The organism is Microbacterium maritypicum (genome assembly GCF_008868125.1).
In the GTDB taxonomy this organism is placed as follows: domain Bacteria; phylum Actinomycetota; class Actinomycetes; order Actinomycetales; family Microbacteriaceae; genus Microbacterium; species Microbacterium maritypicum.
Genome location: NZ_WAAQ01000001.1, coordinates 45,867 through 60,052 on the forward strand (window position 1 = coordinate 45,867; position 14,186 = coordinate 60,052).

Genomic DNA, 14,186 nt, shown 5'->3' on the forward strand with positions numbered 1-14,186 from the left:
CCGTCGGGAGAGCGCTTGTGCCTCGCCGGTATCGCCGCGGGGTGCGGAGAGTCGGTCCGGCGTGGCGTCTCAACCGAACGATGGATCTGCTGTCGGGGTTGCGGCGCGAGGCTGGAGTCGGCCTCGAAAGGACATTTCTCATGCGCAAGCTCTTCTCCGCCGCGTTCGCCTACATGCTCGTGGGCGTCGCCTCCGGACTCTTCTACCGAGAGTTCACCAAGATGAACGACTTCCCCGAGGGCGAGGCGACGCAGCTCGGCCTCGTGCACACGCACCTGCTCACGCTGGGCTTCGTCGTGCTGCTGATCGTCCTGCTCCTGGAGAAGGCGTTCGCGCTCTCCGAGAGCCGTCTCTTCAGCTGGTTCTTCTGGCTGTACAACGCCGGCCTCGTGCTGACGTCGGCGATGATGGTGTGGCACGGCTGCCTGACGGTGCTCGGCCAGGAGTCGTCGAGCATGATCGCGGGCATCGCCGGCATGGGGCACATCCTGCTCAGCGCCGGGATGGTCCTGCTGTTCCTGGCACTACGCAAGCGCCTGTTCGCCACGGCACCCGCGACGCCGGCCATCCCCGCGGCCCCCGCCTCTGCCGGCTAGTCCGCCTCGACCGAGTCGTCGCGCAGGTGGGCGATGTGCGCCGCATGCCGGGCCAGGTGGTTCGGTGAGCGGCGCACGAAGATCCACGCCACGAACAGCAGCACGAACCAGAGCGGCGTCACCAGAAGTGCCGTCAACGTGTCGGGCTGCGTCGTGAGCGCCCACAGGATGAACACGAAGAAAGCCAGCACCACGTAGACCATGAACACGCCGCCCGGCAGCCGGAACGTCGAGGCGGCGACCTTGTCCTTGCGGGTGCGCCGGTACACGAGGTAGCTGCACAGGAAGATCGTCCACACGAACATGAAGCACAGCGCCGAGACCGTCGTCACCATGTCGAAGGCGGTGCCGATGTCCTTGCCCGCGTAGAGCAGCACGACGCCGGAGAGCAGCAGGATGCTCGACAGGAACAGCGCGTTCTGCGGCACCCGGCGGCGGGAGAGCCGGGCGAACACCCGCGGGGCATCGCCGTCCTGCGCCAGGCCGAACACCATGCGCGAGGTCGAGTAGATGCCGGAGTTCGCGCTCGACATGGCCGAGGTGAGCACGACGAGGTTGACCACGGTCGCGGCGATGCCGAGCCCGGCGAGGGCGAACATCGCGATGAACGGGCTCTCGCCGGCGACGTACTCGGTCCACGGAGTGACCGCCATCAGCACGATGAGCGCGCCCACGTAGAACAGCAGCACACGGATCGGGATCGCGTTGATGGCCTTGGGCAGGTTGCGCTTCGGGTCCTTGGTCTCCGCCGCGGCGGTGCCCACGAGCTCGATGCCGACGAAGGCGAACACCGCGATCTGGAATCCGGCGACGAAGCCCATGAACCCGTGCGGGAACATGCCGCCCTTGTCCCAGAGGTTCGAGAAGCTCGCCGTGCCCGCGTCATGCTGGAAGCCGGTGAAGATCATCACGAGACCGGTGATGATGAGCGCGACGATCGCGACGATCTTGATCAGCGCGAACCAGAACTCCATCTCGCCGAACGCGGCGACGGTGGGGAGGTTCAGGGCGAGCAGGATGACGATGACGAGGACGCCGGGGATCCACAGCGGGACGCCGGGGATGAGAGCATCCGTGTACCCGGCGATCGCGATCACGTCGGCGACGCCGGTGACCACCCAGCAGAACCAGTAGGTCCATCCGGTGAAGAACCCCGCCCACGGGCCGAGCAGATCGCTCGCGAAGTCGCTGAACGACTTGTACTTCAGGTTCGACAGCAGCAGCTCGCCCATGGCCCTCATGACGAAGAACAGCATGAACCCGATGATCATGTAGACGAAGATCACCGACGGGCCCGCGACCGAGATGGTCTTGCCGCTGCCCATGAAGAGTCCGGTGCCGATGGCCCCGCCTATCGCGAGGAGCTGGATGTGGCGGTTGCTCAGCGCGCGCCGCAGGTGCTGTTCCTCTCCGTCCGCGGCGACGTCGTGCGCGCGTCCGGTTCCCCCCGTGTGCTGCGTGGTCACTTTCTTCCTCCGGTCGTCGTCGACGGTGTCGTTCCGACGGTACCTTCCGAGTCCGGGATGCTCGGAATCCTGATCCGGTATTCCGCTCCGCCGAATCGATTCGATAGGCTTGTTCCACCCCCGATCATCCCTTCAGTTCTGCGAGCCGCTCCTTCATGGCCACCTCCCTCACCACGGGCCGTCCGTGGCGCGTCATCCTTGCCTTCTCCATCCCCCTCCTCCTCGGCAACGTGGTGCAGCAGCTGTACCAGTTCGCCGATGCCATCGTCGTCGGCCGACACCTGGGCGTTACCTCGCTCGCGGCCGTCGGTGCGACCGGCAGCCTGCTGTTCCTGCTGCTCGGGTTCGCCTGGGGGCTGACGAGCGGTTTCGCGATCCCGATCGCGCAGGCCTTCGGCGCGAGAGACGACGCGGCCGTGCGTCGTTCGGTCGCGACCGGCGTTCTCCTGAGCGCCCTCACGAGCGTGATCCTGACCGTGGGAGCGCCCCTCCTCGCCGCCCCGATCCTCGCCCTGCTGCAGACGCCGCCGGAGCTGATGGCCGAGGCCACGATCTTCACGCAGATCAGCTTCCTCGGCGCGAGCGCGACGATGTTCTTCAACTACCTCTCCGCGATCATCCGCGCGATCGGCGACTCGAAGACGCCGCTGGTGTTCCTCACCGTCTCGTGCGTGCTGAACGTCGGGCTCGTCGTGCTCATGGTCGGCCCCCTCGAGTGGGGCGTGGGCGGAGCCGCCATCGCCACCGTCGTCGCGCAGGCCGTGTCGGTGGCGCTGTGCCTCGAGTTCGTGCGCCGCCGCCTGCCCATGCTGCATCTGCGCCGTGCGGACTGGCGCATCACCCGGGCCGACATCGCCGAGCACCTGCGCCTCGGCCTGCCGATGGGCTTCCAGGCGTCGATCATCGCGATCGGCACGCTCACCGTGCAGGTGGCGTTGAACACCCTCGGAGCCGATGCGGTCGCGGCCTACACCACGGGATCCCGCGTCGACAGCCTCGCGGTCGCCCTGCTCTCCTCCCTCGGCCTCGCGGTCTCGATGTACGCGGCGCAGAATCACGGCGGACGTCGTCCCGACCGCATCCGCCGCGGTGTGGTCGAGGCGACCTGGATGGCCGTCGTCGCCGGTCTCGTGCTCGGCGGGCTGCTGATCGCGTTCGGTGCGCCGATGGTGCGCCTGTTCATCGGAGAAGGGTCCGACGCCGTCGTCGACGACGCGCACCGGATGCTCATCATCAATGGCTGCGGCTACTGGGCGCTGGGCATGCTGTTCGTGCTGCGCGGCGCCCTGCAGGGGCTCGGCCATACTCTCGTGCCCACCGTGACCGGCGTGATCGAGCTCGTGATGCGCGTGGGGGCGGCCATCGTGCTGGGCGCGTGGATCGGTTTCGACGGCGTCGCCCTGAGTAACCCGCTCGCGTGGCTCGGCGCGATCGTGCTGCTCGTGCCCGCGTACGTCCGCGCCCATCGGGCGCTCGGGCGGCTGCCCATCGACCCCGCGGAGGCGACCGAGACCTCGGCCATCGCGATCGTCGGGCCGATCGACGGGTCGATGGTCGTGGATGCGGTCGTCACCCGGCCGGTGCGGGTGCAGCGGGCGCGCCGCCTGCGCTGGCCGAGACGCCGCTGAAGCCGCGTCTCGGTCTGTCCGATCCGTACGGATATCCGCCTCCAGGATGATGCGCGTCGCACTTGAGACGGATGCCCTTTCCGGGAGACACTTCTAATGTCGAATGAGTGGAGTAACCACTGACGGGGGGTCGTCATGACGACAATGAGAGTGGCCAGCGATCTGGCCGCGGTGATGGTGCCGATCGGTTACGCGGGTGCGGCGCTCGCCGCCATCTTCGCGATCGTCGCGGCGGTCGCGATCATCCGAGGAGCCGGTGGGCTCGCCGGGGGCGCGGTGGGTCTGTGGATCGTGGGCGCGCTGATGAGTGTCGCAGCCTCGTTCGGGCAGGACTGGACGCCGCTGATCGTGGCGTGCGGATCGCTCGTGGCGATGCTGATCGTCGGCGCCATCGTGCGTGCGATCGTGAACGCGGCCGGTGACGGACGGGTCGACCGTGCGGCCGAGGACGCGCTGCCGAAGGCGGTTCCCGCCTCGAAGGCACCCACGGCTCCGACCTCGAAGCCAGCACTGTCGAAGACCGGGCCGGCGACGGCATCGGTCGCGATCGTACGCTGAGCGTTCAGCGGTAGTCGCGATCGCGGTGCTGTCCGCTCTCGTCTCCTGATTCCACCCGCGCGGCCTCGCGAGCGCGCAGCTCGACACGGCGGATCTTGCCCGAGATCGTCTTCGGCAGCTCCGGAACGAACTCGATGATCCGCACCCACAGGTGCGACGACAGCCGCTCGTGCGCGTAGGCGAAGATCGCGCGCGCCGCGTCCGAGTCGGCGGCTGCGACATCGGAGGTCAGGCACACGTAGGCCTTCGGCACGGCCAGACGCGTCGGATCGGGACTCGGGATCACCGCCGCCTCGATCACGAGGTCGTGCTCCAGCAGCACGGACTCGAGCTCGAACGGCGAGATCTTGTAGTCGGAGGCCTTGAACACGTCATCGGAGCGTCCGACGTAGGTGAGGTAGCCATCGTCGTCGCGCACCGCGATGTCGCCGGTGTGGTGGTAACCACCCGCCCGGGACTCGGCGGTCTTCTCTGGGTCGTCGTAGTACCCGGCCATGAGCCCGAGCGGAGGCCGGGACAGGTCGAGCGCGATCTCGCCCTCGGCGTCGACGACCTCTCCGGTGACGGGGTCCAGCAGCACCACCGGGTATCCGGGCAGGGGGCGGCCCATGGAACCGACCTTCACGGCTTGACCAGGGGAGTTGCCGATGCAGGCGGTCATCTCGGTCTGGCCGAAGCCGTCGCGGATCGTTCCGCCCCAGGCGTCGCGCACCCGGTCGATGACCTCAGGGTTCAGCGGCTCACCCGCCCCCACCAGCTCCCGCGGCGGGTGGGTGAGGCGGGCGAGGTCGGCCTGGATCAGCATCCGCCACACCGTCGGCGGCGCGCAGAACGTCGACACGTGGTGGGTGTCCATGACCTGCATGAGCGTGTTCGCGTCGAAGCGGGCGTAGTTGTAGACGAAGACGGTCGCCTCTGCGAGGAACGGCGAGTAGAAGCTCGACCAGGCGTGCTTCGCCCAGCCGGGGGAGGAGATGTTGAGGTGCACATCGTCGGGGCGCACACCGAGCCACCACATGGTCGACAGATGCCCGATCGGATACGAGGCGTGCGTGTGCTGCACGAGCTTCGGCCGGTTCGTGGTGCCCGAGGTGAAGTAGAGCAGGGCGGTGTCGGACGAGGGGGTCGGGCCGTCGGGCTCGAAGACCGCCGTGGCAGCGGTCGAATCATCGAAGCGCGCCCAGCCGGACGGGATGCCGTCGCCCACACCGATGCGCAGGATGTCGGGCCCGATGCCGTCGAGGCGGTCGGCGAGGGCTCCGAGCGTGATGACCGCCCGCGCGCGGCCGTGGTCTACGCGGTAGGCGAGATCCGCCGCGGAGAGGAGGGTCGAGCTCGGGATGGAGACGGCGCCGATCTTCGTGATCGCCAGCATCACCTCCCACAGCTCGATCGTGTTGTTCAGCATCACGATCACGTGGTCGCCGCGGCCGATGCCGAGAGCGGCGAGCCAGGCGGCCACCTGGTCGGATCGTGCCGACAGCTCGCCGTAGGTCCAGGAGCGCAGGCTCAGGTCGGCCTCGACGATCTGCACCGCCGGTCGGTCGGGATTCTCGCCAGCGACCACGTCGAACCACTCCAGCGCGAAGTTGAACTCCGGCACCTGCGGCCAGGCGAACCCGGCCCGCGCCGCCTCGTAGTCCGTGGCGTTCGCGAAGAGGAAGTCCCGCATCTCGCGGACGGTGTGCGTGGCGGCGGTGGCGCTGCGGCTCATGGTGCTCCCTTGCTCCTGGCTGACGTGCATTCCATCCTCGCGCACGCACCGACGCCCCGCTCGTTCCGGTCGCAGTTCCTGCCGCCTGAGACGGAATCGGACGGCAGGAACTGCGACCGGAAGGGTCAGGTGGAGAGCACTCCCGGTCCGTCGCGCAGCTCGAACACGAGCTGGGTCTCGGTGCCGCGCACGACCGGATGGACCGTGATGTGCTCGAGCACGATGTCGCGCAGTGCCGTCGCATCCTGCACCGCCACGTGCACGAGGAAGTCGTCGACGCCGGCCACGTGGAAGACCTGCAGCACGCGCGGGATGTCGGCGAGGGCATCGAAGAGCGCGGTCACCTTCGCCCCGGTGTGGTTCGCGAGGCGCACCTTGATGATCGCCTGGAGCGGGAAGCCGAGGGCGGTCCCGTCGATGCGGATGCGGGTGTCGCGGATGACGCCGCGCTCGCGCAGCGCCCGCACCCGATGCGCGCAGGTCGACTCGGCGAGGCCGAGCCGATGCGCGAGCGCCTTGTTCGTCGTCTCGGCATCACGAGTGAGGACCGCGAGCAGTTCGAGGTCGATCTCGTCGAGTTGTGCTTTCGCCAACGGAAGGCCTCCTTGCCTGCTGGATATTGCACAGAGTAGCGTTCCGCATCGATTTTCTGGCGGCTTCTGTCGATCTTCTGCGCATTCATCGTGATTCCGGCAACGTGGAGGCATGACTGCACCGCTGCATCCCGACACCGTCGCCGTCCACAGCGGACGCTCCGATCTCGAGGGTCTCGGGGTCCACGCGCTGCCGATCGACCTGTCGACGACGAACCCGCTCCCCGACATCGAGCGCGGCGGGGACTCGTACGAGGCGATGGCGACGGGCGGGCGTCCCCCGGCCGACGGCAGCATGGTCTACGCGCGGCTGTGGAATCCCACGGTCGCCCGCTTCGAGGAGGCACTGGCCGAACTCGAGCACGCCGATGCGTCCGTCGCCTTCGCCTCGGGCATGGCCGCGATGACGGCCGTGATCCTCGCACACACCGGTGCGACGGGGGCGCGCCACGTGGTCGCGGTGCGTCCGCTCTACGGGGGCACCGACCACCTGCTCGGATCCGGGCTGCTCGGCGTCGAGACCACCTACTGCCATCCCGACGAGGTCGCGGCAGCCGTCCGTCCCGATACCGGCCTCGTGGTCGTCGAGACCCCGGCGAACCCGACGCTCGAGATCGCCGACATCGCCGACGTGGTGCGTCAGGCCGGGTCGGTGCCGGTCGTCGTCGACAACACCTTCGCGACCCCGGTGCTGCAGAATCCGATCGACCTGGGCGCTGCGATGTCGTTGCACAGCGCCACCAAGTACCTCGGCGGCCACGGCGATGTGATCGCTGGCGTGGTCGCGTGCGGGGAGGAGACGGCGCAGGCGCTGCGCCGCGTGCGGGCGGTGACCGGTGGGCTGCTGCATCCCCTCGGGGCGTATCTGCTGCACCGTGGCCTCACGACCCTGCCGGTGCGCGTGCGGCACCAGCAGGAGAGTGCGCGACGGATCGTGCAGTGGCTCATCGATCGGCCGGAGATCGCCGAGGTCTACTACCCGGGTCTGGACGGTGACCCGCGCGGCATCCTGGTACGGCAGATGCGGGGCACCGGTGCGATGATCGCGATGCGGATGCGGGGCGGTTTCGCCGCAGCCTCCGCCGTCACGACCGCGACGACCCTGTTCACGCACGCCGTCTCGCTGGGCGGCGTCGACTCGCTGATCCAGCACCCCGCCGCACTCACCCATCGCCCGGTGCCGCCGGAGGCGCGGCCCGCCGCCGACGTGCTGCGGCTGTCGATCGGCCTGGAAGACGTCGACGATCTCATCGCCGATCTGGCTCAGGCGTTCGCCGCTGCGCCGGCCTTCACGGTCGAAGCGCCCCTCTCCGACCGGGTCACCTCCTCGAGCGAGACACACCGGGGGGCTGTTCGCGCCTGAGGAGGTGGCTCGGCGCTGTCGAGCAGTGTCAGGGAGAGGGGAGCCGGATCGTCCCGGTGACGATGTGCTCGGTCGGCATCCGGTCTCGGTCGTAGGTGATCTCGGTGTAGCCGTGCGGAGTCGGTGTCCCGTCGTCGTCGAGGCTCACGAACACGATCTTCTCGATCGTGAGGATGCGCTTGCGCGTGATCATGTTCCTGGCCACCGCGCGCATCGTCAGGGAGGTCCTGCCGAAGTGGGTCGCCTGCAGGCCGATCTCGATCAGGTCGCCCTGCACGGCCGAGGCCTCGAAGTTGATCTCCGAGATGTGCTTGGTCACGGCGCGGTAGTTGCCCAGCTGCACGATCGCGTAGATCGCCGCCTCTTCGTCGATCCACTTCAGCAGGCTGCCGCCGAACAGCGAGCCGTTCGCGTTGAGATCCTCCGGGCGCACCCACTTGCGGGTGCGGAAGTTGAGTCCGTCCTCCGACCACTGCCACGCCGGTGCCTTCTGCTTCGCCATGGGCACGAGACTAGGCGGGCCGTGAGTCCACGATGTTACGTTCCGTTTTCGTGGAAGACACAGCGGTCTGCGCCCATCGTTTGTGCACTCGCCACAAGAAACTGAGTCCCAGGCGTGCTGAGACTTGGTATCGAACGGCAAATCCGGGGGTCGGGGTCGAGCCTGCCCATACAGTCGCCGGTGGCAACGACGCCACTGACCTCGGGAGTCCTCGATGACGAGTACCACACCCCATTCGCACGGCATCGGCATGCGCATCGCCGTGATCGTCCTCAGCCTGCTGCTGGCCGCCATGGTGATCCTGTTCTTCGTGACGACGAGCAAGATCGCCGCCGGAGCGTCCGAACTCGCCGACGGCACCACATCGGCGAAAGACGGTTCCGCCGATCTCGCCGCCGGCGCCGCAGACCTCTCGGCCGGCGCATCGCAGCTCGCCGAGGGCAGCATCGACCTCTCCGCGGGGGCAGCCAGCGCGCACGCGGGATCGCAGAAGCTGAGCGACGGTGCCACGACGGCCGCGACCGGTGCCACGACGCTCGCCGAGGGTGCCAGCAGCCTCGCCGCCGGAGCGTCTTCGGCGGTGGCCGGCGCGGACAAGGTCAGCGGGGGAGCGCAGACGGCGCTCGCCGGAGCTCAGGAGCTCGCGTCGAAGCTGGCGACGGCGGATGCCGGGGCCCAGGCGCTCTCCAGCGGGATGTCGACGCTCGCAGCAGGCGTCAACGGTGCGCACGCATACGCGAACGGCGTGCTCGTCGGCGCGACGGGTTTCAGCGACACGCTTCGCAAGGGTGTGACGCCCGCAGTGCAGGGCCTGGCGCAGCCGTCCACCGAGGCGACGCTCAAGGGTCTCGCGTCCATGGCCCCCGGCCACTCCCAGCAGCTCGCCGATGGCCTCGCCGATCTGCTCGCGACCTCCCCCGACGACGCGAAGCTCCGTGACCTCGTCACGCTCGCCATGCAGGTCGACGGGGAGGTCGACGCTCTGGTGGCCCCTGCGGCGTCGGCTCCCGCTCTCGCACAGGGGCTCGTTGCCGCAGCCGGTGGCTCCGCGAGGGTCACGGCCGGCGTCAACGCGCTCATCAGCGGAGACGCGTCCCAGAAGTGGCCCGGCACCGCGGCGCTCATCGCACCTCAGGGGGCGCCCGCCCTCGTCGCCGGCGCGCAGACTCTGCAATCGGGCACGTCGCAGCTCTCGGCCGGCGCCGCGAAGCTCGCCTCCGGTCTGCAGGCACTCTCCACCGGTGCATCGTCCCTCTACTCGGGCACGGCCAACCTCAGCGCGGGCGCGACCCGCCTGAACGACGGGGCGAGCACGCTCGCCGCCGGCGTCGGCGCGCTGCAGTCCGGTGCCGGCGACCTCAACATCGGCATCGGCGAACTCTCGACGGGAGCCTCCGCGGTCGCGGACGGCTCTGGTGATCTCGCAGCGGGCGGGGACAAGCTCGAAGTCGGAGCCGCCGATCTCGCCGAGGGCAACGGCCTGATCGCGGAAGGCTCCGGCACCCTCGCCACCGCCACCGCAGGGGCCGCGCCCTCGATGCTGCCCTGGATCCTCGGTGTCGCCCTGGCCGGGCTGATCGCGATCGGCTTCTGGGTCGGTCACCGCATCACCCACCGGCGCGCTCTCGCCCTCGCTGCCTGACCCCACCCACCCCCATCCCCACCCCCACCCGAGTCCCCCTGGGCGGATGCCGCCCCCACCAGCATCCGCCCAGGGGGCTCGGTGAACAGCTCCGAGGTGGACGCCACCGGTGAGCCCGCGTCTGCACGCATCCGCTCAGGGCAGAGCCGCCCACGGCAGAATCCGGTCCTGCTCGGAGCGCTGCGGCAGATGCTGGGGGCATGAGCGAAGACAACCCCATCCGGCAGTTCGGTCCTGAAGCCCGGCGGGCGCTGTTCCACGAGCGGGTGCTCGTGCTCGACGGTGCTCTCGACGACGACAACGGCACGCTGCTGATGACGCAGCTGCTCGCGCTCTCGACGGAAGACCCCCTCGCCGAGATCGCGCTCTGGATCCACTCGCCCGGCGGCTCCGTGCCATCGATGCTCGCGATCCGCGACATCATGCGGCTCATCCCCAACGATGTCGCGACCCTGGCCCTCGGGCTCGCGTGCAGCGCCGGGCAGTTCCTGCTCTCCTCCGGCACGCCGGGCAGACGGCGGGCGCTCGCGCACGCGCGCATCCTCATGCATCAGGGGTCTGCGGGCATCGGCGGCTCGGCCGGCGAGATCGAGACGCAGGCCGACGACCTCCGACACATGCGCGACACCGTGCTCGGGCTCATCGCCACCGACACGGGTCAGCCGGTCGCCCGCATCTTCGAGGACTCGCTGCACGACCGCTGGTACACCGCGACACAGGCGCAGGAGTACGGCTTCATCGACGGCATCGTCGCCTCGATCGCCGAGGTCATGCCGCGACGACGCACACGAGTCGGGCTGGGGACGGACGCGTGAGCGGCTACACGATCCCGAACGTCATCGCGCAGCATCCGCGAGGGGAGCGCATCATGGACGTGTACTCGCACCTGCTCGCGGAGCGCGTCATCTATCTCGGAACCGGCATCGATGCGGGGGTCGCGAACGCCCTCATCGCGCAGCTGCTGCACCTCGACGCGGACAGCCCGGAGTCCGGTGTCCAGTTCTACATCAACAGCGAGGGTGGGGATCCCGGCGCGGCGCTGGCGATCTACGACACGATGCGGCACATCCGTCCGCGCATCGCGACGACGTGCGTGGGGCAGGCGATCGGCCCCGCCGCGCTGCTCGTCGCCGCCGGATCACCAGGGGAGCGGGCTGCCCTCGCGCACGCCCGCATCGTGCTGCATCAGCCGGCCGGGCAGTCTCGAGGCGCGATCCCCGACCTGATCCTCGCGGCCGACGAGGTGGTGCGGGTGCGCTCGGATATGGAGGAGATCCTCGCCGGGCACAGCGGCCGCGCGGTCGCACAACTGCGCGCCGACACCGACCGCGATCGGGTGTTCACCGCCGCGGCCGCGCTCGAGTACGGACTGATCGACACGGTGCTGGGCGCGCGGGGCTGAGGTGGCGTCCGGGCTGGCGGACGGATGCATGAGCGTTGGACGGATGCATGACCGAAGTGGGACCTGTGGTCATGCATCCGTCCGTCGATCATGCAGATGACGGGTCCGGGGATCAGGCGGCGAGGGCGAGTGCCCCACGTGACACCGCAGCGGAGATCGACACCGCAGCGGATGCCGACACCGCAGCAGAGCGCAGCTCATCGGCCACGGCGCTCGTCAGCTCGATGAGGCTCGTGTCGAGAGCGCCGGCTATCGCAGCGATCATCTCGCTCGACGGCTCCTTCAACCCGCGCTCGACCTCGGAGAGGTACTGCGGAGAGACGCCGGCCTTCTCCGCGGTCTCCGTGAGGGTCTCTTCGCGGTCGTGGCGTCGACGCCGCAGCTGGTCGCCCAGCATGTGCCGCCAGAGCGGTTCGGGTCCGCTCGGCTGCGGACGGTCGGGGCGAGGGGCGCGCGGGAACGAGAGGATGTCGGCCATGCCTCACGATAATCCGGGGCATCAGGCGCGTTCGAGCGGTTCTGCTCAGAGCAGAACCACGCGGCTCAGGCCTCCGCGCGGTCGGATGCGGATGCCGCGGAGGGGAATGCCCCCGCATCCGTCGCCGCCCAGCTGGCGAGCATCCTCAGCTTGTCGGCCGAGGGTGTTCCCGGTTCCGCCGTATAGGTCGACAGGTGCAGGCCGGGATCGGCGGGCAGCTCGAACGCCTCGTATGTCAGCTCGATCTCCCCGACCACCGGATGCGCGATGCGCTTCACACCCGTGCGGTGGAAGCGCACGTTGTGGGCAGCCCACAGTGTGCGGAACCGCTCGCTCCGCGTCGAGAGCTCGCCGACGAGATCGGTGAGCCTGCGGTCGAAGGGGTTGCGTCCGGCTTCGCCCCGCATCGCGGCCACGAGCTCCTGCGTGTTGCGCTCCCATTCGGGGTAGAACTCCTGCGCCGCCGGATCGAGGAAGGCGAAGCGGGCGCTGTTCGGCTGCGGCTGGGCGAACACGGGAGCGTACAGGGCTCGCCCCAGGGCGTTTGCGGCGAGGTAGTCGAAGTGGTTGTCGCGCACGATCGCCGGCGCCTCGGTCATCGCATCGAGCAGACGGAGGATGCTGGGCCGCAGCACCGTCGACTTCTTGCGAGGTGTCCGCGCGACCGGGGAGGCGTTCGCGGCGCGGGCGAGGTCGAACAGGTGCGCGGTCTCGGCCTCATCCAGCTGCAGCGCGCGGGCGAGAGCTTCGAGCACGCTGTCGGAGGCGCCGGACAGGTCACCGCGTTCGAGCCGTGTGTAGTAGTCCACACTGACGCCTGCGAGCAGTGAGACCTCCTCGCGACGCAGGCCCGGAACCCGGCGGTTGCCACCGAATGCGGGCAGTCCTGCCTGGTCGGGGGTGATGCGTGCGCGCCTCGTGGAGAGGAACTCGCGCACCTCGCTGCGGGTGTCCATGCTCCGACGCTACGCGCTCAGTGACCGTGGAGGGAGGTACTGGCGGTACCGGTGACCGGCCCGCACCCGTTCACAGCGCCGCCGTCACGCCCGGCAGGAGCTTCCCGAGGATCGCCCTCAGCTGTTCGCGCTCCTCGGCGGTGAGCGGATCGAGCACGAGTTCCCGCACCTGTTCGACGTGCACGGGAGCGGCCGTGCGCAGCATCTCCCGCCCCGCCGGAGTCAGGGCGGCAGAGAGGGTGCGCTTGTCGGCGCCGCACGAGGCACGCTCGACCCAGCCTCGCTCCTCGAGCGAGTCGAGCGCGTGGCTCAGACGCGAACGGCTGAGCCCGGCGATGCGGGCGAGCTCGGTCATGGTGACGGCGCCCTCGCCCCGGCCCGCCAGGGTGACGAGGATGGCGTAGCGCGCGTGATTGAGCCCGACCTCTTCCTTCAGTGTGCGATCGAGCACCTGCGGCAGCAGCTGGACGAAGCGGATCACGGGCAGCCACGTGTCCATCTCGGTGTCGTCGAGTCGACGCGGATGCGGCTGCTCCGCCGTCATGGTGTCCTCCTGGACTCTCACGCCGCCGACAGGTCGAGCGTGTGCGCCGTGTGGTCCCGCTTGGCCTGCAGGTAGCGGGAGTTGGACTCCGACAGGTGCACCTCGGTCGGCACCCTCTCGGTCACGCGGATGCCGAGCTCCTCGAGCTGCACGGCCTTGTCGGGGTTGTTGCTCAGCAGACGGATGCCGTCGACCCCGACGGCCTTCAGCATCTGGGCGGCCACGGTGTAGTCGCGCTCGTCCTCGCCGCGGCCCAGGGCGACGTTCGCCTCGTACGTGTCGAGCCCCGCATCCTGCAGGGCGTAGGCGTCGAGCTTGGCGTAGAGGCCGATCCCCCGACCCTCCTGGCGCAGGTACAGCAGGAAGCCGCCCTCGGCGGCGATGCGCTCCACGGCCTCGCGCAGCTGGGGGCCGCAGTCGCAGCGCTCCGACCCGAAGACGTCGCCGGTGAGGCATTCGCTGTGCGGTCGCACGAGCGGGGCATCCCCGCCGTCGGTCGCGCGTTCGATCGCGGCGTTCCAGTCGCCGAGCCCCAGCAGAAGGTGCTCGCGGGCGTCGATCAGTCCGTCGAACGTGACCACGTCGGCGGTCGTGGAGAAGCCGTCGCCGAAGCGCAGCGGCACGCGGACGCGCGTGCGCTCCGTGGCGACCGGAGCGACGGTTGAAGTTTCAATCATGTCGGGTGCAACACGTGCTCCTGCGGAGTATTCCCGGATCTGTGAATCTCGAAGGGGTTCCCTCAGT

At 69.3% G+C, this 14,186-nt stretch carries 16 protein-coding genes; 8 read left to right on the plus strand and 8 right to left on the minus strand.

All coding sequences use genetic code 11. The features are described from left to right. Nucleotides 1-140: 140 nt before the first annotated feature. Nucleotides 141-596, plus strand: a complete 456-nt coding sequence (locus tag F6W70_RS00230; RefSeq protein WP_151485598.1) for a DUF2871 domain-containing protein — start codon at nucleotides 141-143, stop codon at nucleotides 594-596. On the opposite strand, the gene cycA is transcribed toward F6W70_RS00230, so the two are convergent. Then, the gene (gene cycA, locus F6W70_RS00235) at nucleotides 593-2,062 is read right to left on the minus strand and encodes a D-serine/D-alanine/glycine transporter (protein WP_151485599.1); all 1,470 of its coding nucleotides are present in this window, start codon (nucleotides 2,060-2,062) and stop codon (nucleotides 593-595) included. The genes F6W70_RS00230 and cycA overlap by 4 nt on opposite strands. Nucleotides 2,063-2,217: 155 nt before the next feature. On the opposite strand from cycA, the gene F6W70_RS00240 reads away from it, so the two are divergent. Next, complete coding sequence (locus tag F6W70_RS00240; protein ID WP_151485600.1) at nucleotides 2,218-3,690, plus strand: MATE family efflux transporter; 1,473 nt, start codon at nucleotides 2,218-2,220, stop codon at nucleotides 3,688-3,690. A 135-nt stretch (nucleotides 3,691-3,825) separates the two neighbouring features. After that, nucleotides 3,826-4,248 (plus strand): hypothetical protein, encoded by a 423-nt coding sequence (locus F6W70_RS00245; protein ID WP_127483242.1) that lies wholly within the window; start codon nucleotides 3,826-3,828, stop codon nucleotides 4,246-4,248. A 4-nt stretch (nucleotides 4,249-4,252) separates the two neighbouring features. On the opposite strand, the gene F6W70_RS00250 is transcribed toward F6W70_RS00245, so the two are convergent. Both F6W70_RS00250 and F6W70_RS00255 read right to left on the minus strand, forming a co-directional pair. Beyond that, nucleotides 4,253-5,962 (minus strand): AMP-binding protein, encoded by a 1,710-nt coding sequence (locus tag F6W70_RS00250; protein WP_318278760.1) that lies wholly within the window; start codon nucleotides 5,960-5,962, stop codon nucleotides 4,253-4,255. A 125-nt stretch (nucleotides 5,963-6,087) separates the two neighbouring features. Continuing rightward, nucleotides 6,088-6,555: an Lrp/AsnC family transcriptional regulator gene (locus F6W70_RS00255; protein ID WP_151485602.1), complete on the minus strand. Its 468-nt coding sequence runs from the start codon at nucleotides 6,553-6,555 to the stop codon at nucleotides 6,088-6,090. A gap of 112 nt (nucleotides 6,556-6,667) precedes the next feature. Here F6W70_RS00255 and F6W70_RS00260 point away from each other — a divergent pair, with 112 nt between their 5' ends. Beyond that, on the plus strand, nucleotides 6,668-7,918 hold the full coding sequence (locus F6W70_RS00260) for a trans-sulfuration enzyme family protein (protein ID WP_151485603.1): 1,251 nt from the start codon (nucleotides 6,668-6,670) through the stop codon (nucleotides 7,916-7,918). Between the two features lie 28 nt (nucleotides 7,919-7,946). Here the strand turns inward: F6W70_RS00260 and F6W70_RS00265 are convergent, their stop codons facing one another. Continuing rightward, entirely contained in the window at nucleotides 7,947-8,420 is a 474-nt protein-coding gene (locus tag F6W70_RS00265; protein ID WP_151485604.1) for an acyl-CoA thioesterase, read from the minus strand. A 214-nt stretch (nucleotides 8,421-8,634) separates the two neighbouring features. Here F6W70_RS00265 and F6W70_RS00270 point away from each other — a divergent pair, with 214 nt between their 5' ends. The 4 genes from F6W70_RS00270 (at nucleotide 8,635) to F6W70_RS00280 (ending at nucleotide 11,464) form a co-directional block, all read left to right on the plus strand. Then, entirely contained in the window at nucleotides 8,635-10,062 is a 1,428-nt protein-coding gene (locus F6W70_RS00270; RefSeq protein ID WP_151485605.1) for a hypothetical protein, read from the plus strand. 81 nt (nucleotides 10,063-10,143) lie between these two features. Then, nucleotides 10,144-10,266, plus strand: coding sequence for a hypothetical protein (locus tag F6W70_RS17910; protein ID WP_258185869.1), 123 nt, complete (start codon nucleotides 10,144-10,146; stop codon nucleotides 10,264-10,266). Continuing rightward, a complete protein-coding gene (locus F6W70_RS00275; RefSeq protein WP_151485606.1) occupies nucleotides 10,263-10,877 on the plus strand; it encodes a ClpP family protease in 615 nt (204 codons plus the stop codon). Before F6W70_RS17910 ends, F6W70_RS00275 begins: the two co-directional genes overlap by 4 nt. Beyond that, nucleotides 10,874-11,464, plus strand: a complete 591-nt coding sequence (locus F6W70_RS00280) for a ClpP family protease (RefSeq protein WP_151485607.1) — start codon at nucleotides 10,874-10,876, stop codon at nucleotides 11,462-11,464. Before F6W70_RS00275 ends, F6W70_RS00280 begins: the two co-directional genes overlap by 4 nt. A gap of 112 nt (nucleotides 11,465-11,576) precedes the next feature. Here F6W70_RS00280 and F6W70_RS00285 read toward each other — a convergent pair whose 3' ends face one another. From F6W70_RS00285 to F6W70_RS00300, 4 genes are all read right to left on the minus strand, one after another. Beyond that, nucleotides 11,577-11,942 (minus strand): helix-turn-helix domain-containing protein, encoded by a 366-nt coding sequence (locus tag F6W70_RS00285; RefSeq protein WP_055866653.1) that lies wholly within the window; start codon nucleotides 11,940-11,942, stop codon nucleotides 11,577-11,579. Between the two features lie 65 nt (nucleotides 11,943-12,007). Beyond that, nucleotides 12,008-12,898 (minus strand): helix-turn-helix transcriptional regulator, encoded by an 891-nt coding sequence (locus F6W70_RS00290; protein ID WP_055866650.1) that lies wholly within the window; start codon nucleotides 12,896-12,898, stop codon nucleotides 12,008-12,010. 70 nt (nucleotides 12,899-12,968) lie between these two features. Continuing rightward, complete coding sequence (locus F6W70_RS00295; RefSeq protein WP_055875088.1) at nucleotides 12,969-13,442, minus strand: MarR family winged helix-turn-helix transcriptional regulator; 474 nt, start codon at nucleotides 13,440-13,442, stop codon at nucleotides 12,969-12,971. Nucleotides 13,443-13,459: 17 nt separating this feature from the next. Next, nucleotides 13,460-14,119 (minus strand): GTP cyclohydrolase II, encoded by a 660-nt coding sequence (locus tag F6W70_RS00300; RefSeq protein ID WP_017829773.1) that lies wholly within the window; start codon nucleotides 14,117-14,119, stop codon nucleotides 13,460-13,462. Nucleotides 14,120-14,186 lie beyond the last annotated feature (67 nt).

Coding starts and splice junctions, on each gene's coding strand:
- F6W70_RS00230 (WP_151485598.1), top strand. CDS start 141: ATGCGCAAGCTCTTCTCCGCCGCGTTCGCCTACATGCTCGTGGGCGTC.
- F6W70_RS00240 (WP_151485600.1), top strand. CDS start 2,218: ATGGCCACCTCCCTCACCACGGGCCGTCCGTGGCGCGTCATCCTTGCC.
- F6W70_RS00245 (WP_127483242.1), top strand. CDS start 3,826: ATGACGACAATGAGAGTGGCCAGCGATCTGGCCGCGGTGATGGTGCCG.
- F6W70_RS00250 (WP_318278760.1), bottom strand. CDS start 5,962: ATGAGCCGCAGCGCCACCGCCGCCACGCACACCGTCCGCGAGATGCGG.
- F6W70_RS00260 (WP_151485603.1), top strand. CDS start 6,668: ATGACTGCACCGCTGCATCCCGACACCGTCGCCGTCCACAGCGGACGC.
- F6W70_RS00265 (WP_151485604.1), bottom strand. CDS start 8,420: ATGGCGAAGCAGAAGGCACCGGCGTGGCAGTGGTCGGAGGACGGACTC.
- F6W70_RS00270 (WP_151485605.1), top strand. CDS start 8,635: ATGACGAGTACCACACCCCATTCGCACGGCATCGGCATGCGCATCGCC.
- F6W70_RS00275 (WP_151485606.1), top strand. CDS start 10,263: ATGAGCGAAGACAACCCCATCCGGCAGTTCGGTCCTGAAGCCCGGCGG.
- F6W70_RS00285 (WP_055866653.1), bottom strand. CDS start 11,942: ATGGCCGACATCCTCTCGTTCCCGCGCGCCCCTCGCCCCGACCGTCCG.
- F6W70_RS00290 (WP_055866650.1), bottom strand. CDS start 12,898: ATGGACACCCGCAGCGAGGTGCGCGAGTTCCTCTCCACGAGGCGCGCA.
- F6W70_RS00295 (WP_055875088.1), bottom strand. CDS start 13,442: ATGACGGCGGAGCAGCCGCATCCGCGTCGACTCGACGACACCGAGATG.
- F6W70_RS00300 (WP_017829773.1), bottom strand. CDS start 14,119: ATGATTGAAACTTCAACCGTCGCTCCGGTCGCCACGGAGCGCACGCGC.